The sequence below is a fragment of the Paenisporosarcina sp. genome, from assembly GCF_057785155.1.
Map to the genome: position 1 here is coordinate 139,342 of NZ_JBYNRN010000012.1, position 23,079 is coordinate 162,420.

25 protein-coding genes and 1 other annotated feature are annotated in these 23,079 nt (G+C 36.7%); of the genes, 22 read left to right on the plus strand and 3 right to left on the minus strand.

The genetic code is table 11. From position 1 onward, the window contains the following. Positions 1-10: 10 nt before the first annotated feature. The 3 genes from rpmI (at position 11) to AC3EA5_RS03930 (ending at position 1,233) form a co-directional block, all read left to right on the plus strand. Positions 11-211 (plus strand): 50S ribosomal protein L35, encoded by a 201-nt coding sequence (rpmI, locus tag AC3EA5_RS03920; protein WP_024534254.1) that lies wholly within the window; start codon positions 11-13, stop codon positions 209-211. 45 nt (positions 212-256) lie between these two features. Then, complete coding sequence (rplT, locus tag AC3EA5_RS03925; RefSeq protein ID WP_394188449.1) at positions 257-616, plus strand: 50S ribosomal protein L20; 360 nt, start codon at positions 257-259, stop codon at positions 614-616. Positions 617-954: 338 nt separating this feature from the next. After that, positions 955-1,233, plus strand: coding sequence for a DUF1294 domain-containing protein (locus AC3EA5_RS03930; protein ID WP_488607158.1), 279 nt, complete (start codon positions 955-957; stop codon positions 1,231-1,233). Between the two features lie 60 nt (positions 1,234-1,293). Here AC3EA5_RS03930 and AC3EA5_RS03935 read toward each other — a convergent pair whose 3' ends face one another. Further along, entirely contained in the window at positions 1,294-1,677 is a 384-nt protein-coding gene (locus tag AC3EA5_RS03935; protein ID WP_488607159.1) for a sigma-w pathway protein ysdB, read from the minus strand. Positions 1,678-1,775: 98 nt separating this feature from the next. On the opposite strand from AC3EA5_RS03935, the gene AC3EA5_RS03940 reads away from it, so the two are divergent. The 6 genes from AC3EA5_RS03940 (at position 1,776) to AC3EA5_RS03965 (ending at position 5,634) form a co-directional block, all read left to right on the plus strand. Further along, a complete protein-coding gene (locus tag AC3EA5_RS03940) occupies positions 1,776-2,261 on the plus strand; it encodes a dUTP diphosphatase (protein WP_488607160.1) in 486 nt (161 codons plus the stop codon). Between the two features lie 69 nt (positions 2,262-2,330). After that, positions 2,331-3,419, plus strand: a complete 1,089-nt coding sequence (locus AC3EA5_RS03945; protein ID WP_488607161.1) for a M42 family metallopeptidase — start codon at positions 2,331-2,333, stop codon at positions 3,417-3,419. A 258-nt stretch (positions 3,420-3,677) separates the two neighbouring features. Then, complete coding sequence (locus AC3EA5_RS03950; RefSeq protein WP_488607162.1) at positions 3,678-4,325, plus strand: hypothetical protein; 648 nt, start codon at positions 3,678-3,680, stop codon at positions 4,323-4,325. A gap of 156 nt (positions 4,326-4,481) precedes the next feature. Continuing rightward, positions 4,482-4,691, plus strand: coding sequence for a helix-turn-helix transcriptional regulator (locus tag AC3EA5_RS03955; RefSeq protein WP_488607163.1), 210 nt, complete (start codon positions 4,482-4,484; stop codon positions 4,689-4,691). Then, complete coding sequence (locus tag AC3EA5_RS03960) at positions 4,688-5,188, plus strand: hypothetical protein (RefSeq protein WP_488607164.1); 501 nt, start codon at positions 4,688-4,690, stop codon at positions 5,186-5,188. The genes AC3EA5_RS03955 and AC3EA5_RS03960 overlap by 4 nt, the downstream gene beginning before the upstream one ends. Then, positions 5,188-5,634, plus strand: coding sequence for a small multi-drug export protein (locus AC3EA5_RS03965; RefSeq protein ID WP_488607165.1), 447 nt, complete (start codon positions 5,188-5,190; stop codon positions 5,632-5,634). The genes AC3EA5_RS03960 and AC3EA5_RS03965 overlap by 1 nt, the downstream gene beginning before the upstream one ends. 39 nt (positions 5,635-5,673) lie before the next feature. Here AC3EA5_RS03965 and sspI read toward each other — a convergent pair whose 3' ends face one another. After that, entirely contained in the window at positions 5,674-5,883 is a 210-nt protein-coding gene (sspI, locus tag AC3EA5_RS03970) for a small acid-soluble spore protein SspI (RefSeq protein WP_488607166.1), read from the minus strand. A gap of 91 nt (positions 5,884-5,974) precedes the next feature. Between sspI and AC3EA5_RS03975 the strand changes: the two genes are divergently transcribed. The 3 genes from AC3EA5_RS03975 to pheT all read left to right on the plus strand — a co-directional run bounded on the left by AC3EA5_RS03975 (position 5,975) and on the right by pheT (position 10,533). Beyond that, positions 5,975-6,745 (plus strand): TrmH family RNA methyltransferase, encoded by a 771-nt coding sequence (locus AC3EA5_RS03975; protein ID WP_488607167.1) that lies wholly within the window; start codon positions 5,975-5,977, stop codon positions 6,743-6,745. A gap of 49 nt (positions 6,746-6,794) precedes the next feature. Then, positions 6,795-7,028, plus strand: a binding site (T-box leader). Between the two features lie 43 nt (positions 7,029-7,071). Further along, entirely contained in the window at positions 7,072-8,109 is a 1,038-nt protein-coding gene (gene pheS / locus AC3EA5_RS03980) for a phenylalanine--tRNA ligase subunit alpha (protein ID WP_488607168.1), read from the plus strand. Between the two features lie 12 nt (positions 8,110-8,121). Next, positions 8,122-10,533: a phenylalanine--tRNA ligase subunit beta gene (gene pheT, locus AC3EA5_RS03985; protein ID WP_488607169.1), complete on the plus strand. Its 2,412-nt coding sequence runs from the start codon at positions 8,122-8,124 to the stop codon at positions 10,531-10,533. Between the two features lie 367 nt (positions 10,534-10,900). Here the strand turns inward: pheT and rnhC are convergent, their stop codons facing one another. After that, positions 10,901-11,833 (minus strand): ribonuclease HIII, encoded by a 933-nt coding sequence (gene rnhC / locus AC3EA5_RS03990; RefSeq protein ID WP_488607170.1) that lies wholly within the window; start codon positions 11,831-11,833, stop codon positions 10,901-10,903. Positions 11,834-11,921: 88 nt separating this feature from the next. Here rnhC and zapA point away from each other — a divergent pair, with 88 nt between their 5' ends. From zapA to AC3EA5_RS04040, 10 genes are all read left to right on the plus strand, one after another. Further along, positions 11,922-12,182 carry a cell division protein ZapA gene (gene zapA, locus AC3EA5_RS03995; RefSeq protein ID WP_488607171.1) on the plus strand — a complete coding sequence of 87 codons (261 nt, stop codon included), beginning with the start codon at positions 11,922-11,924 and terminating at the stop codon, positions 12,180-12,182. 4 nt (positions 12,183-12,186) lie between these two features. After that, positions 12,187-12,729: a CvpA family protein gene (locus AC3EA5_RS04000; RefSeq protein ID WP_488607172.1), complete on the plus strand. Its 543-nt coding sequence runs from the start codon at positions 12,187-12,189 to the stop codon at positions 12,727-12,729. Between the two features lie 180 nt (positions 12,730-12,909). Beyond that, entirely contained in the window at positions 12,910-14,610 is a 1,701-nt protein-coding gene (gene polX / locus AC3EA5_RS04005) for a DNA polymerase/3'-5' exonuclease PolX (RefSeq protein ID WP_488607528.1), read from the plus strand. A gap of 108 nt (positions 14,611-14,718) precedes the next feature. Beyond that, the gene (locus tag AC3EA5_RS04010; protein ID WP_488607173.1) at positions 14,719-17,082 is read left to right on the plus strand and encodes an endonuclease MutS2; all 2,364 of its coding nucleotides are present in this window, start codon (positions 14,719-14,721) and stop codon (positions 17,080-17,082) included. Positions 17,083-17,140: 58 nt separating this feature from the next. Continuing rightward, entirely contained in the window at positions 17,141-17,554 is a 414-nt protein-coding gene (locus tag AC3EA5_RS04015) for a DUF350 domain-containing protein (RefSeq protein WP_394188466.1), read from the plus strand. Positions 17,555-17,768: 214 nt separating this feature from the next. Beyond that, complete coding sequence (locus AC3EA5_RS04020; RefSeq protein WP_488607174.1) at positions 17,769-19,466, plus strand: long-chain-fatty-acid--CoA ligase; 1,698 nt, start codon at positions 17,769-17,771, stop codon at positions 19,464-19,466. 91 nt (positions 19,467-19,557) lie between these two features. After that, a complete protein-coding gene (fadR, locus tag AC3EA5_RS04025) occupies positions 19,558-20,139 on the plus strand; it encodes a fatty acid metabolism transcriptional regulator FadR (protein WP_394188468.1) in 582 nt (193 codons plus the stop codon). 17 nt (positions 20,140-20,156) lie between these two features. Next, positions 20,157-20,930 carry an enoyl-CoA hydratase gene (locus tag AC3EA5_RS04030; protein WP_488607175.1) on the plus strand — a complete coding sequence of 258 codons (774 nt, stop codon included), beginning with the start codon at positions 20,157-20,159 and terminating at the stop codon, positions 20,928-20,930. Positions 20,931-20,955: 25 nt separating this feature from the next. Beyond that, entirely contained in the window at positions 20,956-21,729 is a 774-nt protein-coding gene (locus AC3EA5_RS04035; protein ID WP_394188470.1) for an electron transfer flavoprotein subunit beta/FixA family protein, read from the plus strand. Positions 21,730-21,766: 37 nt separating this feature from the next. Beyond that, positions 21,767-22,741 carry an electron transfer flavoprotein subunit alpha/FixB family protein gene (locus AC3EA5_RS04040; RefSeq protein ID WP_488607176.1) on the plus strand — a complete coding sequence of 325 codons (975 nt, stop codon included), beginning with the start codon at positions 21,767-21,769 and terminating at the stop codon, positions 22,739-22,741. Positions 22,742-23,079: the final 338 nt, after the last annotated feature.

The following is a 23,079-nucleotide window of genomic DNA, read 5'->3' on the forward strand; positions in this document are numbered from 1 at the left end:
GGAATTTGACATGCCAAAAATGAAAACTCACCGCGGCGCGGCTAAGCGTTTTAAAAAGACCGGTTCTGGAAAAATTAGACGTGCTAGTGCTTACCGCAGTCACTTATTCGCTAACAAGTCAACAAAAGCTAAACGTAAGTTACGTAAAGGTGGACTTGTATCAAAAGGTGATTACAAACGTATCAAATCACTTATCGCTTACATGAAATAAAACTCGAAATTTAATTGTTCGAAATAATAGCAGGAGGTAATTATTATGCCACGTGTAAAAAGCACACCAGTCACAAAAAGACGTCGTAATAAAGTTCTAAAATTAGCAAAAGGTTATTATGGTGCTAAAAAATTACTTTATAAAGTAGCAAACCAAGCAGTTATGAAATCAGGTATGTACGCATACCGTGACCGTCGTAACAAGAAACGTGACTTCCGTAGATTATGGATCACTCGTATCAATGCAGCGGCTCGCATGAATGGTCTTTCATATAGCCGTTTAATGCACGGTTTGAAATTAGCTGGTATCGAAGTTAACCGTAAAATGTTAGCTGAATTAGCTGTTTCTGACTCTGCAGCATTCACACAATTAGCAGACGCTGCTAAAAAAGCAATGAATAACTAATCTTAACTATTAAAAAGGCTGATGGATTTTCCGTCAGTCTTTTTTTTTGTACCGAAAAATTAAGATTACTTTTGTTTATGAATAAACATAGAGACCTCAACCAGCTAAAATGTTTTTAATACTGAAAAATAGATAGAGAGAATTGAGTGGAATTTCTATTCTTTATATGTTCGTGTCATATGAATGAAAAGTAGCTACTTATTTAATGTGGAAAAGGGTTATTTCAAATAGTCACATTTCAGAATTTAGGAACCATCACATAGTTATTAAATCGTTTTTATTAAACCAATACACATGGTATGCTTGCTTTATTGATTAAATCATCGAAGGAGAAGTATATGAATCTATTGCCAGTTCTATTGATTATCTTGATGTCGATTATTGCCTTCGTAGCAATGGGTGTAGACAAGCGGAAGGCTAAACAGCACAAGCATCGAATTTCGGAAAAAACATTGTGGATTTTAGCACTTCTAGGAGGGGCTATCGGTTCATACTTGGGTATGATTTTCTTTCGACACAAAACGAAGCACTTAAACTTTCGAATTGGATTTACTTTATTAGCAGTTGGTCAATTAACTTTGCTTTTTTGGCTTTATTTTATTCGTGATTATCGATAAATAGATCGATTTAGAATTCAAGTAAAAACCCGTTACGAAATTAATCGTGACGGGTTTTATTTATTCATTCATTAACTTTTCGATTGGGTTTTTCCAACTGATTTTGGCATCAGGATAATTCATGTGAATCTCATTCTCTAAAAAAAGAAAATCCTCTTTCGTCATTCCTTGTAAGGTCATTGTATCCTTTACCCACACAAAAATCGACACAACTTCAAATGAATCCTTTGTTGTTCCTAAATACTTTTCACCTTCGAATAATGCACCCTTGTAGGTGATGAAAAAATTTTTTCTCACATTTTTAATATCATCGTAAAAATAGTACGAATTTTTTTCAACTGCTTCATCTAATTTTCTTTTAGGATCCATTAAAAACGAAATTCCACGGTAAAATAAATAAATAATAAATGCAAGAACAACGAAACGTAATAAAACAATTATCATAATGAACCCCCTTTTGGGCAGACGTGTTACTATTATATACGGATTACCTAATAAAATGGTTTCAATTTTATTAAAAAGATTTGAGAGGGGACTTCAATGTGCAATTACAACCTTTATTTACAATGCAAAAGACTTTAGATGCTTATATACAAACTGAAAAAAACATCTCACATGATGTCTTTTTAGAAAAAGGATTAGCTCTTTTAGTAGAACTTGCAGAACTTGCAAATGAAACTCGTTGCTTTAAATTTTGGAGTGAAAAAGGACCTTCTGAAAAAGAAGTCATACTTGAGGAATATGTTGATTCAATTCATTTTCTATTGTCCCTTGGTATTGAAATGAACTTTAATACATTAGAAAACTGGCCAAAAAGCCACAAGGAAGAATCCCTCACCTTATTATTTTTGCACACACAATCTTCAATCAATCAATTCTTATTAGAACCTACTATGAATCAATACATGGATATTTGGTCGTGGTATGGGGCACTTGCAGAGAAATTAGGGTTTATTCATGAAGATGTGGTACAAGCATACAATGCTAAGAATGAAAAAAATTATGAACGACAACGCTCTGGTTATTAAAGAAAATTTTGAATACTGTACGCGTATACATTATAATAAAATTGACGGTATATTTAGGAGGGCGAAATAATGACGAAACTAGATCCAACGTTAACGATGTTAAAAGAATTAACTGACGCTAAAGCAATTCCAGGTAATGAACGTGAAGCTCGTGATGTTATGAGAAAATACATAGAACCATTTGCAGATAAAATGGATACAGATAATTTGGGGAGTCTTATTGCTGAAAAAGTAGGAGACCCTGATGGACCGAAAATTATGGTAGCTGGACATTTAGATGAAGTAGGATTCATGGTTTCACAAATTGATGAAAAGGGATTCTTGAAATTCCAAACCGTCGGTGGATGGTGGTCACAAGTGATGTTAGCTCAGCGTGTAACGATTGTTACTCGCAAAGGAGAATCAATTACTGGTGTAATAGGCTCGAAACCACCACATATTTTGCCAGCTGAAGTTCGTAACAAGCCAGTTGATATAAAAGATATGTTTATTGATATCGGTGCATCATCGAAAGAAGAAGCAATGGAGTGGGGCGTTTTACCAGGAGACATGGTAACTCCTTATTTCGAATTTACTGTCATGAACAACGAAAAACTATTATTAGCAAAAGCGTGGGATAACCGTATCGGTTGTGCGATTGCTATTGATGTTTTAAAAGCTCTAAAAGACGAAAAACATCCTAATATTGTATATGGTGTCGGAGCTGCGCAAGAAGAGATTGGTTTAAGAGGAGCCCGCACAGCGGCTGCTAAAATTAAACCTGATATTGGGTTCGCTGTAGATGTGGGTATTGCAGGAGACACGCCTGGAATTACACCGAAAGAATCTACTAGTAAAATGGGTGCTGGTCCACAGATTGTTCTATTTGATGCATCAATGGTGTCTCATAAAGGACTACGTGATTTAGTAGTAGATGTAGCAGATGAAAACAATATTCCGTATCAATTCGAAACGATTCCTGGTGGAGGAACAGATGCCGGAGCTATCCATTTAACAGCGAATGGTGTTCCTTCTCTAGCTATTGGTGTTGCTACACGTTATATTCATTCTCATGCCGGTATTTTACATCGTGATGACTATGAAAATGCTGTGAAATTAATAGTTGCAGTTATCAAAAAGCTAGATAAAAAAACAGTGAACGAAATTATTTTTAACTAAAGTAACTTTTCAAAGCATCGCTTAGGCGATGCTTTTTTCTTTAATCCTTTATATTGCTACTAAACAATTTAGGAGAATAGGTTATAGCAATTATTCATAGAAGTGAAATAAATAACAAAAATTTTCTATTAATCTTTCCATATTGCCTAGAGTCTTTTTCTATCTCTTAATATGTTAATTATGTAAGACAAAATACGGATTAAACGAAACAGAATATTTGTTTCTACTTAATCCATTGTAAAGGAGGTGTAATCAACTATGAGATCAAACAAGAAAAAATGGGAAAAGTTAGACCATTGTGATTGTTGGAAGTGTCGTGAAGTAGTAGATAACGTTCGATGTGAAGAGCACTATGAAGAAAAATGGGAAAAGAAAGAAGACTGTACTTGTTTCAAATGTAGTGATATCAACATCAAAGTAGATTGTAATAATGGTCAACACGATAAGAAAGAAAAAGATGATAAGAAATGTGACAAATGTAAAGGACCAACAGACAAAGTAGAATTCAAATCTGATAAATCATTTTTGGATGACGAAATCTTTGGAAGACCAATCCCTGTACTCGAAGTAACATTTAGTAAAATTTGTGAAAATGACAAAGTATGGTTTAGTGGTATTGTCGGTTTTGATAATGACACAGACAGACCTGGTGATGATGTTGCAGTCATCAAATTAACCATCGTACGTTCAACTGAATTTGGAAATGAGCGTACGATTTATCGACAAACTTTTGAAATTGATGAACCGGGACATGATGACCGTACTCAAGTGCCATTTATGCATGTTGAATACGAGCAGAATGAAACGAAAGATGTAACGTATACAGTTTTTGTGGAGCGTTTAAATGATAATCGAGATGTATTTTTGTTCGGACAAAACACGCTTGCAGCTTTACGAATTAACTAATTTAAAAAAGAGAGAAAGAAGAGAAGCGTCTTATGAAAATAAGGCGTTTTTCTGTGAGTAAAATTAAAAATTAAATAAATTTGTTAAATATATTTTACATTTTGTTAATAATAATGTACATTATGTATAGTATACATTACATAAGGGGTTGATAATATGCTCCAAAACCGAGTCAAGGAACTCCGAGCAAGGTATGGTTTTTCTCAAGGTGAATTAGGTGAAAGAGTTGGTGTCACGAGACAAACCATTGCATTTATTGAAAAAGGTGAATTCTCACCATCTGTAACATTAGCTCTAAAACTAGCTAGAGAATTTGAAATAAAAGTAGATGAATTATTTTGGTTAGAGGGGGAGAAACCATCATGAAGAAAGATTTTCGAGTCCAATATCCTTTATGGCAAATGGCATTCATTATTTTATTTGGATTTATTGCAATTAGCCTTACTGGAGCATCATCAGAAATGATTCACAATGATGTCGAATTTAGTTATTCATTACAGTTTCCAGCATGGGAATCTATTCTATTATTCATTACACTTGCAATGACATTTATTCTATTAATAATTTTTATCATGAAAATTACTAATCATAATAAACGACATCCTCAACAAAAATTATCATTCTGGCAGATCAAACCAATCGAATATTTAGAAGAAGATGAAGGTATGATTTTTATTACGAGACGCGCAGCTCAAAAAGTGTATACATTTTTTGTTTGGGCTTTGCCATTTGTTGCTATGATTTATCTTCTATTTAACTTGAGTCGCTTGTGGATCGTCATCGGTATTTTATTTTTAGCATTCATGCAATATCTCATTTTTTATATAGAAGTTCGCAAAAATTTAAGCAAGGATGAAGACTAATGTGGGAATATTTTTTAGTGTTTTTAGGTGCCGCAATACCTTGGCTTGAAATGGCCTTAGTTATTCCACTAGGAATCGTTACTGGGTTGAACCCATTTTGGGTTGTGATTATAGGGTTTATTGGTAATATGGTGACGGTTTTGATTTTAATAATAGGCTACGACAAATTTAAGCTATGGTTGGCTAAACGGCGTGAAGGACAAGAAGTAAAAGAATCTAAACGAAGTGAAAGAGCTAAACAATTATGGAATAAGTATGGTTTACCTGGCATGTTAATGCTCGGACCAATATTAATCGGAACACATATAGCGGCGTTTATTGGAATGACACTCGGAGCTAGTAAGAAACAAACGACGATTTGGTCAATTATCAGTATAGCGATATGGGCAATCGTGTTTGGGGTTTTAACTGCACTAGGGTTTGATTTATTCGTTAGGGATATATAAAACTGAAAACAGCTCATCCTTTTGGAATGAGCTGTTTTTTCATGATTGGAAAGATTGTTCTAAATGTTTTAATACGGATTCTTTTTCAGGTTCTGGAGCGGTATTCCACCATTTTTCAAAAAATACGCCCAAACCAGGAAGTAAGTGCTCTTCACCACGTTTGATGGCATCTTCTACCACTTCACGAATTTCGGAAGCATTGTTTCCAATCATGTTCGCAGTAATGGCGTCTCGAATTTGAAAGTTCATAATCTCTCCTCCTCAAAATTCATTTTGTCCGCTGACCTCGCCACTTATACATGTATTTGATACACTATAAAGAAAAAGGCGGTACAAATTAATGAAACGAATTGAATCCCTACAAAATACACAGGTTAAGCACTGGAAAAAACTTGTTACTGTTCGAAAAGAACGTGACAAATCAGGTGAGTTTTTAGTTGAAGGTTTTCATTTAGTTGAAGAGTCTTTAAAAAACAAACCCAATGTTTTAGCCATTATTATCAGAGAAGGCATGGAGATTCCAAGTAACTGGAATGTGGACGATATTGAAATTATTGAAGTAACAATGGAGATTGCGAAAGAAATGGCCGAAACGGAGCATTCACAAGGAATTTATGCACACTGTCTTCAACAAACCACTTCCAGTGATCAACAAAAATCGTGGAAACAAGTCCTTATGATCGATGCTGTTCAAGATCCAGGTAACGTTGGGACAATGATACGAACTGCTGATGCAGCTGGCATTGATGCTGTTATTTTAGGAAAAGGTTCAGCAGATGCATTTAATCCAAAAACAGTAAGATCAGGTCAAGGTTCACATTTCCATATTCCAATCGTTAAAAGTGATTTATCCGAATGGATTCAATCTTGTAAAGAACAAGGAATTCCTGTGTATGGAACTTCATTAGAAGAATCCATCGCATACCATGAGGTACAACCTCAAGCTAAATTTGCCTTAATCATGGGAAATGAAGGAAGTGGCTTAGCGCTAGAACATCTCGTACAAACTGATATGAATTTAAAAATCCCATTATATGGACAAGCTGAGTCGCTAAATGTGGCTGTCGCAGCGGGAATATTATTATATACGTTAATTCCTCAAACAAATTGAGCCTTGATGAATTGTAGATTCGAGCGTATAATAAAGACTAATTTAATAAAGAAAAGCAATGATCGGGAAGAGTACATGAAATTCTTTTATGAAGGGATTTTGCACCTTGACTGCAAGTGCAAATATAGAAGGTTCATCGAAGTTCACCCCGTTAGCTGCCATCAGGACCAGCATAGCTGTAAAGATGAGCCGGTGAAGAGCCGTTAATTCAATGAAGTGATTACGTCTGGAAAATCAGCGTAGTAATCAGGGTGGTACCGCGAAATAGTTCCTCGTCCCTTTTATAGGGGCGGGGTTTTTTGATTTTTTAGAGGGAGGATATAAAAATGGAAGCACAATTACAACAATTGAAACAAGAAGCGATCAGTAAAATAGAAGCTGCTTCAAGTGTGAAAGAACTACAAGAAGTACGAGTAGCTTACTTAGGTAAAAAAGGACCGATTACGGATTTGTTAAAAGGTATGGGGAAATTACCTGCTGAAGAACGACCTAAAATGGGGGCTTTAGTAAACGTAGTACGCGAGGAAGTTACAGTGGTACTTGATGAAAGACAAGTAATATTAGAGAACGCAGCTATTCAACAACAGCTTGAAAATGAAACGATTGATGTGACCTTACCAGGTCGTCCGGTAAGAACAGGGAATCATCATCCATTAACGCGTGTAGTTGAAGAAATCGAAGACCTATTCATAAACATGGGGTATGAAATTGCAGAAGGTCCTGAAGTTGAAAAAGATTATTACAACTTCGAAGCGTTGAATTTGCCTAAAGGACATCCTGCTCGAGATATGCAAGATTCATTCTACATTTCAGAAGATATTTTACTTCGCACACATACATCGCCAGTGCAAGCTCGTACGATGGAAGCTAAGGGCGGAGAACCGATCAAAATCATTTGTCCGGGGAAAGTGTATCGTCGAGATAGCGATGATGCAACCCACTCTCATCAATTTACTCAAATTGAAGGGCTTGTGATTGGCGAGAATATTCGTATGAGTGATCTAAAAGGAACTTTGTCTGTATTTGCGAAAAAAATGTTCGGGGACGATCGCGAAATTCGTTTGCGTCCAAGTTTCTTCCCGTTCACTGAACCATCTGTTGAGATGGACATTTCATGTTTTAAATGTGGTGGAGCAGGTTGTAATGTGTGTAAAAAAACAGGGTGGATTGAAATCCTTGGTGCCGGTATGGTGCATCCTAATGTATTAGAAATGGCAGGTTACGATTCAAAACGCCTGTCTGGATTTGCATTTGGTATGGGACCAGAACGCATTGCGATGTTGAAATATGGAGTGGAAGATATTCGTCATTTCTATACAAATGATGTGCGATTTGTTTCGCAATTTCACCGAACTGAAGTGTAAGGAGGAGATCACATGTTAGTTTCAACTAAATGGTTAGCAGATTATATAGATACAAAAGGATTACATCCCGCAGAACTTGCCGAAATGATTACTCGCTCAGGGATTGAAGTGGATGCAGTTATTGATCGGTCCCACGGAATGACAAATGTGGTTGTCGGTCATGTTTTAGAATGTGAAAAACATCCTGAAGCCGACAAATTATCCATTTGCCAAGTTGACGTAGGTGAAGAAGTAACACAAATTATTTGTGGTGCTCCTAACATCGCAAAAAATCAAAAAGTTATTGTGGCAAGACCTGGTGCAGTATTACCAGGCGGTATGAAAATTAAAAAAGCTAAACTTCGTGGTGAAGAATCGAACGGTATGATTTGCTCACTTCAAGAACTAGCGATAGAGGGAAAACTTGTACCAAAAGCTTATTCTGAAGGGATTTATGTTTTACCTTCTGATACAGAAGTAGGTGCTGATGCGCTTGAAGTTTTAGGCTTACAAGATACAGTCCTTGAACTTGGACTTACTCCTAACCGTGCGGATGCAATGAGTATGTTAGGTGTGGCATATGAAGTTGGAGCAATCCTTTCTGAAGATATGAAATATCCACAAATACAATACTCATCTTCAACTGATGTAGCTGAAAACGTTTTAAAACTAAGTATTGAAGACATGGATGCCACCCCAATGTATGTAGCCAAAGTCGTGAAAAATGTCTCTATTGGTGAGTCACCTTTATGGTTACAACAACGCTTAATGGCTGCTGGTGTTCGACCACATAATAATGTAGTAGATGTAACGAACTATGTACTAATGGAATATGGTCAACCACTTCATGCATTTGATTATGATCGTCTACAAACAGGCGAAATCGTTGTAAGAGCCGCTCAAGATGGTGAAAAAATCACGACTTTAGATGATCAAGAACGTGAATTGAAATCTCATCATTTAGTGATTACCAATGGTCAAGAGCCTGTAGCAATTGCAGGAGTTATGGGTGGGTTAAATTCCGAAGTACACGAAGGAACAACGACGGTAGTTATAGAATCAGCCTATTTCAAACCCGCTTCTGTCCGTCAAACATCAAAAGACCATAATTTGCGCAGTGATGCTAGTTCACGATTTGAAAAAGGGGTCGACCCTAATCGAGTGGAAGCGGCTGCTGAACGTGCTGCTCAATTAATTGCTGAATTAGCTGGTGGAGAAGTATTGCAAGGAAGTGTGAAAGTCGACGAGTTAGATAAATCTCAAAAAGAAGTTATCGTATCTCCTGATTTTATCAATAATCGTTTAGGCATGAAAATTTCTTTAGAAGAGATGAAGACGATCTTACAACGTCTAAAATTTGATTTTGAAGCAGCAAATGGTTTGCTTTATATTAAAGCGCCAACCCGCAGACAAGATATTCAAATTGAAGAAGACATTGTGGAAGAAATTGCTCGTATTTACGGCTACGATGAAATTCCTTTAACACTTCCAGAAGGAGAATCTACTCCTGGTGGTTTAACACCATACCAAGCACATCGAAGAATTGTTCGTAACTACTTGGAAGGGGCAGGCTTACATCAAGCGATTACGTATTCTTTAACATCAAAAGAACTTGCTCAAAGTTTTGCTCTTGAAACTGCTCCTGTAACAGAATTGTTAATGCCGATGAGCGAGGATCGTAGTATTTTACGTCAATCCTTGATTCCGCATTTATTAGAATCAGCAACTTACAATGTGGCACGTAAAGCAGATTCAGTTACTTTGTTCGAAACTGGTGCAGTATTCTTAGGTGAAACTGCAGAAGGTCTTCCACATGAAGAAGAACACGTAGCGGCTGTTATGACAGGTAAGTGGCTTGATCATAGCTGGCAGGGAGAGCGGAAAACAGTTGATTTCTTTGTATTAAAAGGAATCGTTGAAGGTCTTCTTGCAAAATTAGGTTTAGATAAGCAGGTTTCTTTTGAACAAACTCAAATGGATGGATTGCATCCTGGTCGTACAGCATCAGTTAAAGTAAATAATGAATCTATTGGGATTTTGGGTCAACTTCACCCGAGTGAACAAAAGAAACGTGATTTAAAAGAAACATACGTTATGGAATTAAATCTAGCAAAACTATTGTCAATTTCGTTAGATCCATTATTATACACACCAGTTCCACGATTCCCATCAATTTCACGCGATATCGCATTAGTCGTCAATCGCGATCAAGCAGCTGGTGAATTACAACAAATCATTCGCAATACTGGTGGTAAATTACTAAAAGATGTAAATGTATTCGATTTATATGAAGGTGAAAAAATGGAACCGGGTCAAAAATCGGTAGCATTCTCTCTCCTTTATGAAGATCCAGAACGTACATTAACAGATGAAGAAGTAGTTAAAGCCCATTCAAAAGTGTTAAAAGCACTTGAAGAACAAGCAAACGCACAACTTAGAGGATAAAAAGAAGAGCAGCGATAAGAAATTATCGACTGCTCTTTTTTATGTGAATTTTTTTTGGGAGGAATGTTGACGGCTAGCGTTTCTTGAAATGTCTTTGGCGGTGGTGAAAATCTGATGTTGGATAGTGAATTTTTGTCTAACGCCAATATAATGCCCGCAACCGCCATATTAATCGATTTTACCGCTATATTCTGAAGCACAAACGACATATTATTTAGTTCTACCGCTAGATTATACGAGTCTACCGCCATATTAACGAAACAAGAAAGTGAAAGACGCCATTAATGAAATTCCTGTCCTTCTACTATAAGAAAAAGGACTATCCATAAATGTCGTGTTTCGTGACGTAGTGGACAGTCCCACTTAGTTAGTTGTTTCTTTTCTTATTAACAATTGTTTTTGCTTTTCCAGTGTTCGCAAAATGTTTTTTCGTAATAGTTGATAAAAAATCTTCGCCTTTTGATAACATAATCTTAGCAGCCACTTCATCTACTTTTGAACCCGCTCCTTTAGGAAGAGTTACACCTGCATCCAAACTTAATCGATCCATCTCTTCTAAAAAGGCAACACGTGCTAATATGGAAGCTGCTGCAACAGCTACATGCAATTGTTCAGCTTTGGTTGAGAACAGTACATTTTCTCTAATTATTTCTTTTTCCATTTTGATGTGATTGTAATAAATGCCACGTTCAGCAAATTGATCAATTAAAATGTAATCTGGTTTTTGAGGTGTCATTTTGTTCAGTACATGTTTTAAAGCTTGGTTATGTAAAAGGGCTTTGATTTTTCCTTGTGACCAACCTTTAGCCTGTACTTTGTTATATTTTTCATTTCCTAACGTTAAAATACTGTAGGTCAATACTTCTTTTAAGTCAGGAGCAATCTTACGCATTAGGGGATCTGTCAGCATTTTAGAATCTTTCACACCAAGTTCTTGGATTAATTCGATTTGATCGGACGAGACGAAACATGCGGCAACCGTCATCGGACCAAAAAAGTCGCCAGTTCCTGTTTCATCTGATCCAATGACTGAAGATTGAGAAAAACCAGGTGGTAAAGTGTCACCTTTTGCAGCACTTACTTTTGGTTTTATCAAATCACTGCTCCAGCGATTTGCTTCTCTTTCTGCCCCAGCTCCCTGGAATAAAACCTTGCCTGACTTATATCCAGTAATGGATGTATCCGTTAGTTTGGCCGCGAAAACGACACCGGGAGCAGAACGGATAATCTTATGTGTATCATAGTAAGTGGCAACTTCAGATAACTTTTTTGCGTTTAATTGAATAACTTGATTGGTCATGACAGGATTCCTTTCGTGTCTCAGTATTCACATGTGTATCCATTTCATGGTATGATAATGACTAGTATTTTGTTGGGGAGGGTCGAATTTGACAGAACTACATAAAAATCGAATATCTGTTGATATATATGGCCAATCATATAAAATGATTGGATCTGAAACGTCAGGTCATATGCGACTAGTCGCATCCATGGTTGACGATAAAATGCGTGAAATCAATTCACATAACCCCTCACTAGACAGTGCTAAACTAGCGGTTCTTACAGCCGTAAATTCGGTCCATGAATATGTGAAATTGAAAGAGCAAGTAGAATTACTAGAAGAAGAAATTAAAAGGTTAAAGGGTTGAATTCATGTTAGATATACTCATTCTTGTCTTACTAATTGTAGGTTTAGTAGTTGGAGCTAAAAGAGGTTTAATTGTCCAATTGATTCATATGACTGGATTCATTATTGCTCTCATTGTTGCTTATACCTATTATAAACCACTAGCAGAAAAATTTGTTCTTTGGATTCCATATCCCACAGTGGATTCGGATTCAACATTAACATTAGCTATTGATCGTTTGGATTTAGATCAGACATTTTATCAACTAATTGCATTTGCCATTATTTTCTTTGTTATTAAATTCGCTCTTCAATTAGTAGCTTCGATGTTTGATTTCTTGAAATACTTACCCGTGTTAGGATTTGTAAGTAGAATCGCTGGTGCGATTTTAGGATTCATTGAGTTGTATATTATTCTCTTTATTATACTTTATGTAATCGCATTACTACCGATTGCTCCATTCCAAAATCTAATGAACAATTCGGTTTTAGCTACTTATCTATTAGAGAATACGCCATTTTTATCTGATACAGTTAAAGAATGGTGGTACATTTATGTGAAATCATGACTTCTCTCTTAGGAGAGAAGTTTTTTTAAACTGATAAATAACTATGATTGTACTTGTTGTTTTTTGAAAACTGATTGCTTATATACGCAACCTTATAAAAAAAATGAGAGTTTTATTGGATACACACTCATATTTCCGTAAGAATACAACGACTTTTTATCAAAGGAGTGGCTGTTTATGATCAATAAAAAACAAATTATTCGTACGTTCGAAAAAATTGCTCTTTATATGGAATTGAAAGGTGAAAACCCATTCAAAGTCTCCGCTTTTAGAAAGGCAGCTCAAGCACTCGAACTGGACCCAAGAAGTCTTTCGGAAATGGATGATGTAACGAAGCTTAAAGGAATTGGAAAAGGCACAGCATCTGTAATAGAAGAATTACTTGAGACTGGAAAATCAACCGTGTTAATTGAATTAGAGGAATCAGTTCCAAGTAGTCTTTTACCTCTATTAAAACTGTCTGGTTTAGGCGGCAAGAAAATCGCAAAGCTATATCAAGAACTTGGAATTGATTCAATGGAATCTTTAAAACAAGCTTGTTTAGATGGAAAAGTACAAAATTTAGCTGGATTTGCTGCGAAGACTGAAGAGAAAATTTTGAAAGAAATCGAACAATTTAATTCACGACCTGATCGATTACCGATTTGGCGTTTTGATCCAGTTGTCCTATTAGTTGAAGACATCGTAGGTAATATAAAACAAGTGGATCGCTTCTCAGTTGCAGGGAGCTTTCGGCGTGTAAAAGAAACGAGTAAGGATATGGATTTTATTATTTCGACTAAGCATCCTGTTGACGTGAAAGAAGCATTGTTAAAGCTCCTTCCAGTAAAAGAAATTATTGCTGCAGGAGAAACAAAAGTTTCCGTTACGATTGAACTGGAAGAGCTGATTGATGTGGATTTTCGAATTGTCGAGCCTGAGGCATATATTACAGCCCTTCACCATTTTACGGGGTCTAAAGATCATAATGTTAAATTGCGACAAATTGCCAAATCTCAAGGAAAGAAAATCAGTGAATATGGTGTGGAACAAGAAGACGGCACGAATCTAACGTTTGAATCCGAAGAGGCATTTTTTGGCCATTTCGGTCTACCTTATTTTCCGCCAGCCGTTCGAGAAGATTCAAAAGAGTTTGATCGAATAGATGACTTAAAAACCTTGATACACTTAGATGCGATAACATCTGATTTACATATGCATACCACATGGTCTGATGGGGCGCACTCACTTCGAGAAATGATAGAGGCGTGTATTGAAAAGAAATATACCCATATAGCCATAACTGATCATTCACATTATCTACGTGTAGCAAATGGTTTATCTGCAGAACGGTTAATGGAGCAGATAGAAGAAATCCATAAACTTCGAAAAGAGTATCCATCCATTCATATTCTAGCTGGAACAGAAATGGACATATTACCTGATGGATCTCTAGATTTTGACGATGAAATACTCGAACAACTTGATTTTGTTATTGCGTCAATACACTCAAGTTTCAGTCAACCACAAGAAAAGATAATGGAACGATTGTTAACCGCAATGAAAAATAAACACGTGGACATGATTGCTCATCCTACAGGTAGAATTGTAGGAGAAAGAGCAGGCTACAATCCAGATGTTCCACAATTAATTGAGTGGGCTGCTAAGTATGGCAAAATCCTTGAATTAAATGCAAATCCTCATCGATTAGATTTAGAGACAGCGTATTTAATACAAGCTCAGTCATTAGAGGTACCTATTGCGATTAATACAGATGCGCATAGCATTGATCAATTGCGGTTTATGAATACAGGTGTCAAATACGCACAAAAAGCTTGGTTAAAAGAATCTAATATCGTTAATACTTGGTCAATCGAAAAACTGGTTGACTATTTAAAGTAAAATAGCAATTTGTTTTTTTCCTTGCATTACAATTTGAGAGTCCTTTATAAAATACAGGACCAACAATTAAAATAACTACCAATAAAAGAGTAAATGGAGGTGTTTTGGATGATCGCTAAACGCGCATTGAAAACACTAGAATTTGATAAAATTAGAGAACAAGTCGCCTATTTTTGTACGTCCTCACTAGGTCGATCTCATCTTGATCAATTAGAGCCTTCGATTGATTTAGAAACAGTCACACGTCTATTAGATGAAATGGATGAAGGTCTTGCCCTACTAAGAATAAGAGGCAATGTGCCAATGGGTGGCATATTTGACGTGCGTGGTCACGCAAAGAGAGCTCAAATTGGTGGGATGTTAAGTCCAACGGAATTAATGGAAATCGCAAGTACAATTAGAGCGAGTCGTATTCTACGTCAATTTTTTGAAGGAGTAGAAGAATCGAAAGAAATTGCCATCCCATATTTCATTGAACATAAACAAGCATTACCAATATTAACAGCTTTAGAACATGAAATCGTTGCATGTATTGATGACAATGGTCATGTACTCGATAGTGCTAGTACGCAACTTCGAACGATTCGTCAATCGCTGAGAGCCCAAGAAAGTCGCGTACGGGAGAAACTTGAAAGCTATACGAGAGGTAAAAATGCCACTAAAATGTTATCCGATTCTATTGTGACGATTCGTAATGATCGGTATGTGATTCCTGTTAAACAAGAATATCGCAGTAATTATGGTGGTATTGTGCACGATCAATCATCTTCAGGTCAAACATTATTTATTGAACCAGATGCGGTAGTTCAAGCGAATAATGAAATTCGTAGATTGAAGATGAAAGAGCAAGAAGAGATTGAACGAATTTTAATCGCTCTGTCATTAGAAGTTCAGACCGTAGCTCATGATTTGTTTACGTTAGTTAACATATTAGGTGAAATCGATGTGATTCTGGCGAAAGCAAAATATGGACAAGCCAACAATTGTACAAAACCATCCGTTAATAACAATGGAATCATTCGCTTAATAAAAGCTCGACATCCATTGCTAGATAAAGATGAAGCTGTACCAAATAGTATTGAATTTGGCGGTGACATTACTGCAATCGTCATTACGGGACCAAATACTGGCGGTAAAACAGTCACCCTTAAAACAGTTGGATTATGTACATTAATGGGTCAAGCAGGAATACCAATCCCTGTCCTAGACGGCTCTGAAATTGCTGTATTTAATCAAGTGTTTGCGGATATAGGAGATGAGCAGTCGATCGAACAAAGCTTGAGTACTTTCTCGTCTCATATGGTTAATATCGTTGATATACTAGGGAAGTTTGATGAAAATAGTCTAGTATTATTCGATGAATTAGGAGCAGGCACAGACCCGCAAGAAGGTGCAGCCCTCGCTATTTCCTTATTGGATGAAGTACACGGTCGCGGAGCTCGGGTTATGGCAACAACCCATTATCCTGAGCTAAAGGCTTACGGATATAACCGGGCCGGCGTAGCAAATGCGAGTGTAGAGTTTGATGTAGAAACACTTAGTCCGACCTATAAACTATTGATAGGTGTACCTGGAAGAAGTAATGCTTTTGAAATTTCGAAACGGCTTGGCTTACCGAGTCACATCATTTCACATGCTCAATCCTTTACTGGCACAGATCGTCATGAAGTGGAATCGATGATTGCTTCATTAGAAACAAGTAGAAGACAGTCTGAAAAAGATGCGGAATTAGCAAAGATCAATCTTTCAGATTCAGAAAAGCTTAAATCAGATTTACATGAACAGCTGCAACAATTAGATGAGAAAAAAGAAACATTGGAACAAAAGGCGAAAGAAAAAGCTCGTAAAATTGTGGAAGAAGCGAAACGGGAAGCAGATGGAATAATTGCAGAATTACGTAAGATGCAAATGAATGCCAATCAAACCGTTAAAGAACATGAATTAATTGATGTGAGAAAACGACTGGAAAAAGCCGCTCCAGAAAACAAAGTTCTGAAGAAACAAAAACAACTGAATGAGCGACAGATGACTTTAACTCAAGGTGACGAAGTAAAAGTACTTAGTTATGGCCAAAAAGGAACGCTGCTAGACAAAGTCTCAAGTAACGAATGGATCGTTCAAATTGGTATCTTAAAAATGAAATGTCACGAATCCGATTTGGAATACATGAAGCCTGAGAAACAAAAACAAACAGTTGCTATGACAAATGTTAAAGGTCGTGATACGTATGTTAAACTCGAGCTCGATTTACGTGGTGAGAGGTACGAAGATGCGATTATGAGAGCTGAAAAATACATTGATGATGCTGTGCTGTCCAACTATCACCAAGTATCGATTATTCATGGCAAAGGGACAGGTGCTTTACGACAAGGTATACAGCAATTCTTGAAAAATCACTCCCGCGTGAAGAGTTATCGATTTGGTGAAGCGGGTGAAGGTGGTCATGGAGTGACGATGGTTGAATTGAAATAAATGAAACCATCTCTTTGCTCATCCGTATTAGCAAGAAAGATTTGAAGGAGCAATGTAAATGTTAGGTATTGATTTTTGGCAAAACCCCCTTGTTCAGACAGCAGGTTATTTTAGTGTAGCAATTTTATGCATTATATTAACGATGATTGTTTTTGAACTGGTTACCAAATACAACAACTGGGAAGAAATTCAAAAAGGAAATATTGCTGTAGCAATGGCAACAGGTGGTAAAATTTTTGGTGTGGCCAATATTTTCAAATATTCGATTGAAAATCACAATTCACTACCTGAAATTATGGGATGGGGACTTTATGGTTTTTTCCTTCTTGTTTTAGCCTATTTCTTATTTGAATTTTTCACCCCTAAATTTAATATTGATCGTGAAATTGAACAAGACAATCGGTCTGTCGGGTTTATTTCCTTATCGATTTCGGTAGGGCTGTCCTTTGTCATTGGAGCGAGCATATCTTAGGAGCGGATTAAGTGGAGCAGTTAGCGAAAATTTTATTAGGCGTTTGTGTACTTTTTATTGTAGTGGGCATAGTCTATTTATATCTTCAGTAAGTCGGTTGCATGGGATAAGAAAATTGTCCCATGTTTTTTTCTAGATTGAATTGAATGTCGGTTCATTTTTCTCTATAATAAAGAATAGGAATATTCAAACGATTTAAAAAGGGGGAAATACAATGACGGCAAGACCTTGGTTATCACAATATCCACCCGAAATTCCGCACACGCTTAACTATGATCCAATACCTGTTCAAGAATATTTGACGCGTGCTTATAAGAATTATCCCGAAAAAGTAGCCATTCATTTTCTTGGGAAAGATGTCACGTATAGCGAATTATATGAATCTGCTTTAAAGTTTGCTAACTACTTACGTACGATAGGAATTGAAAAAGGGGATCGAGTAGCAATTATGCTACCTAACTGTCCTCAAAATGTTATTGCTTACTACGGTATTTTGTATGCTGGTGCAATTGTAGTACAAACAAATCCTTTATATACGGAAAGGGAAATTTCTTATCAAATGAAGGACTCTGGAGCTAAAGCGATTTTGTCTCTTGATATTTTATTCCCACGTATATCTAAGGTTTTAAAAGAAACGAATCTTGAAAACGTTATCATTACGGGTATTAAAGACTATTTACCATTCCCGAAAAATTTGGTGTATCCGTTTATTCAGAAAAAGCAATATGGATTTAGTGTTAAAGTAGAGCATCGTGGAATGAATCACCTATTCCCTGAAATTATGAAAGTAGCTAAGGCTGAACCTTTAGAAAATGCTTTCGATTTTGAAGAAGATATTGCAATTTTGCAGTATACTGGTGGTACAACTGGTTTCCCTAAAGGTGTTATGTTGACGCACAAAAATCTAATCTCAAATGCTTCTATGTGTGATGCTTGGCTTTACAAGTGTAAAAAAGGGGAAGAAACGATTTTAGGGATTTTACCATTCTTCCATGTGTATGGTATGACCACTGTTTTAATCCTTTCTGTTATGTTAGGAAATCGTATGGTTTTATTACCGAAATTTGATGTGGACTCTGCATTGAAAACGATTGATAAACAAAAACCAACATTGTTCCCTGGTGCACCAACAATTTATATTGGACTATTAAATCATCCGGATATTGCGAAGTATGATTTGTCGTCAATTGAAGCTTGTTTAAGTGGTTCTGCACCGCTACCAGTAGAAGTTCAAGACAAGTTTGAACAAGTTACAGGTGGTAAGCTAGTCGAGGGATATGGCTTAACGGAATCTTCTCCTGTTACTCATGCCAACTTTGTGTGGGACGTTGAGAGAATTAAAGGCTCTGTAGGAGTTCCTTGGCCAGATACAGAAGCTGCGATTTTCCAAATGGATTCGACTGAACCATTGCCAGCTGGAGAAATTGGAGAAATTTGTGTGCGAGGTCCACAAATTATGAAAGGTTATTGGAATCGACCAGAAGAAACAGCTGCAACAATGCGTGATGGTTGGTTATTAACCGGAGATTTAGGTTACATGGATGAAAAAGGTTTCTTCTATGTTGTTGATCGTAAGAAAGATATGATTATTGCAGGTGGATTTAATATTTATCCTCGTGAAATAGAAGAAGTTTTATATGAACATCCTGCGATTCAAGAATGTGTGGTTGCTGGAATACCAGATCCATATAGAGGCGAAACAGTAAAAGCTTATATCGTGTTAAAAGAAGAAGAAAATATATCTGAAGAAGAATTAAACACATTCTGTCGCGAACATTTAGCATCTTATAAAGTACCGAGAATTTATGAGTTCAGAAAAGAATTACCGAAAACGGCGGTCGGAAAAATTTTACGTCGCTCATTAGTTGATGAAGAAAAAGAAAAAGTAAAACAAGCTTCCGAGATTTCTTAGAAAGATTTCTTGACACGCACAGCTTGTTCATAATAATATGAAAATATGAATGAATAGTCATTCATATTTTCTTTTTTTGGTGGTGAATTTATTGAAACGAGACAAACCGAAATATAAACAAATAATTGATGCTGCCGTTATTGTTATTGCTGAAAACGGGTACCACCAAGCACAAGTTTCTAAAATCGCGAAACAAGCAAGTGTCGCTGACGGAACCATTTATTTGTATTTTAAAAACAAGGAAGATATCCTCATATCGGTTTTCACCGAAAAAATGGGCGTGTTCGTCGAAAATTTAAAACAGATTATTAAAGATGAATCAACAGCTTGTGAAAAGCTTTTGAAGATGATTGATAATCATTTCCGTGTACTAGCAACTGATCACCATTTAGCAATCGTCACTCAGTTAGAGCTACGCCAGTCAAATAAGGATATTCGATTAAAGATTAACGATGTATTAAAAGAATATCTTGTCTTGCTGGATCACATTTTGATTGAGGGATTGGAAAATGGAGAATTTAACAAAGATTTGGACATACGACTTGCTCGTCACATGGTGTTTGGTACAATTGATGAGACCATTACAACGTGGGTCATGAATGATCAAAAATACGATCTAATGAAATTAGCTCCAAAAGTGCAAAAGTTACTTCTTAGTGGTATGAGAGCATAACTGAAAGGGTGAAGTGAGTGGAGTTTTTAAGTTGGACAATCGAAGATTATGTTGCGGTTGTAAAAATTAGCCGACCACCTGCAAATGCATTATCAAGAGCATTGATTCTTGAAGTCAATGAATTGTTAAACGCAGTTGAACACGATAAAGATGTGCGTGTTGTTGTTTTACAAGGAGAAGGACGTTTCTTTTCTGCAGGAGCAGATATTAAAGAGTTTACATCTATTCAAACTGGGGAAGAGTTCTCTGCACTAGCTGCAAGTGGACAAGAAATTTTCGAACGTGTTGAACGTTTCTCTAAACCAGTTATTGCTTCAATTCACGGTGCTGCTCTTGGTGGGGGATTAGAGCTCGCTATGAGCTGTCACCTGCGAATCGTATCTGAAAATGCTAAACTAGGATTGCCAGAACTTCAATTAGGGTTAATACCTGGTTTTGCTGGCACTCAAAGACTTCCTCGACTAGTAGGTGTTCCAAAAGCAGCAGAAATGCTATTTACAAGTGAACCAATCACTGGCTTAGAGGCTGTTCAATGGGGATTAGCAAATCGTGCATTTGCTGAAGAGGAACTTGAAGCTAAGACGATGGAATTAGCAAAAAAAGTAGCTAAAAAGAGTCCTGTTGCAGTAAAAGCAGCCATCGAAATGTTGCAATTTGCAAAAACTTACTCGTATGATGAAGGTGTAAAAGCTGAAGCACAATCTTTTGGAACCGTTTTCGTTTCAGAAAACGCAAAAGAAGGCATTCAAGCTTTCCTAGAAAAGCGAGAGCCCGTGTTTAAAGGAAACTAATTACAAGTATTGGGAGGTCTGTCACATGAATATTTATGTGTTGGTAAAACGTACATTCGATACAGAAGAAAGAATCGTTGTTTCAGGTGGGAAAATTCAAGAAGATGGTGCAGAATTCATTATTAATCCTTATGATGAATATGCAATTGAAGAAGCAATTCAAGTACGCGATGCTCATGGCGGTGAAGTAACCGTATTAACTATGGGTGGCGAGGAAGCTGAAAAACAGCTTCGAACTGCATTAGCAATGGGTGCTGATAAAGCTGTGTTAATAAATGTTGAAGACGATATTGATGAACTTGATCAGTTCACTTCAGCACAGATTTTAGCTGACTACCTAAAAGATAAAAATCCAGACTTAATCTTAGCAGGTAATGTAGCAATCGATGGCGGATCAGGACAAGTAGGACCACGAGTTGCTGATTTACTTGATATTAACTATGTTACAACAATTACTAAGTTAGAAATTAACGGAACTCAAGTTAGCATTGTTAGAGATGTTGAAGGGGATTCAGAAGTTATTGAAACTTCTTTACCACTTTTAGTAACAGCTCAACAAGGTTTAAATGAACCACGTTATCCTTCACTTCCAGGGATTATGAAAGCTAAAAAGAAACCATTGGATGAAGTGGAACTAGACGATTTAGATATTGATGAAGACGATGTTGTTGCAAAAACGGAGACAATCGACATTTACTTGCCTCCTAAAAAAGAAGCAGGTCGCGTATTAGAAGGCGACATTTCTGCTCAAGTAACAGAATTAGTACAGTTACTTCGTACAGAAGCAAAAGTCATATAATCGGATCTGAACATTTGTATTGGAGGGAAAACACATCATGACAAAAAAAGTTATCGTTTTAGGTGAAGCGCGTGAAGGCGTTTTACGTAATGTATCGTTTGAAGCAATTGCAGCTGCTAAAAAAATATCTGGTGGCGGAGAAGTTGTCGCTATTTTACTAGGAGATTCTGTACAAGCTTTAGGAAATGAAATGATTCATTATGGGGCAGATCGTGTTGTTACGGTTGAACATCCTCATTTAAAAACATATACATCTGACGGCTATAGCCAAGCATTCATGGCTGTCGTTGAAAATGAAAAACCAGATGCTGTTGTCTTTGGGCATACTGCATTAGGTAAAGACCTATCTCCAAAAGTAGCAAGTAAATTGCAATCAGGATTAATTTCTGATGTTACTGATATTGAAGGAGAAGGAGATGGTGCAGTATTCATTCGCCCAATCTTCTCTGGTAAAGCTTTTGAGAAAGTAAAAATCAAGGAAGGAATCGTCTTTGTAACGATTCGTCCAAACAATATCCAACCTCTTGCACATGATGAAAGCCGTTCTGGTGACGTGTCATCTGTGAGTGTAGATATTACGAACCTTCGAACGATTATTAAAGAAGTAGTGCGTAAATCAACTGAAGGCGTTGATTTATCAGAAGCGAAAGTAATCGTTGCTGGTGGTCGTGGAGTGAAGAGTGAAGATGGTTTTGAGCCATTAAAAGAACTTGCTGACCTATTAGGTGGTGCAGTAGGAGCTTCTCGTGGTGCCTGTGACGCTGATTACTGTGATTATTCACTTCAAATCGGTCAGACTGGTAAAGTTGTAACACCAGATTTATATATTGCAGCAGGTATTTCGGGAGCGATTCAACATTTGGCTGGTATGTCAAACTCGAAAATCATCGTTGCCATTAATAAAGACCCAGAAGCGAATATCTTCAAGGTAGCTGACTATGGTATTGTTGGAGATCTTTTCGAAGTAATCCCAATGCTTACTGAAGAATTCAAAAAAATGAAATCAAATTAATGAACTAAACTCCGTGCATTATGTACGGAGTTTTCTTTTTTTATATATTACTTTTTAATTGAAGAATTTGATCTTATTTCTTATATACTAACTAGTTCTTGATACAACAGATATTCCAGTATGCAATCTTACCCTTAGAAGCTCAAAGTCACACCCATTCGTTGTGATTTTTTAATATCAAATGTGACATATTAACGTTTTATAAACACTCATTATTACATTTAGAATCTTTTCTATTGATTGAAATGGAGGCGGCGACTCCTGGGGGAATGGCACGAGCTTTAGACCCTGGACTGAGCATCGCGAAGGAAGCGGCTAAAGCCGTGCCCCCCGGAAAG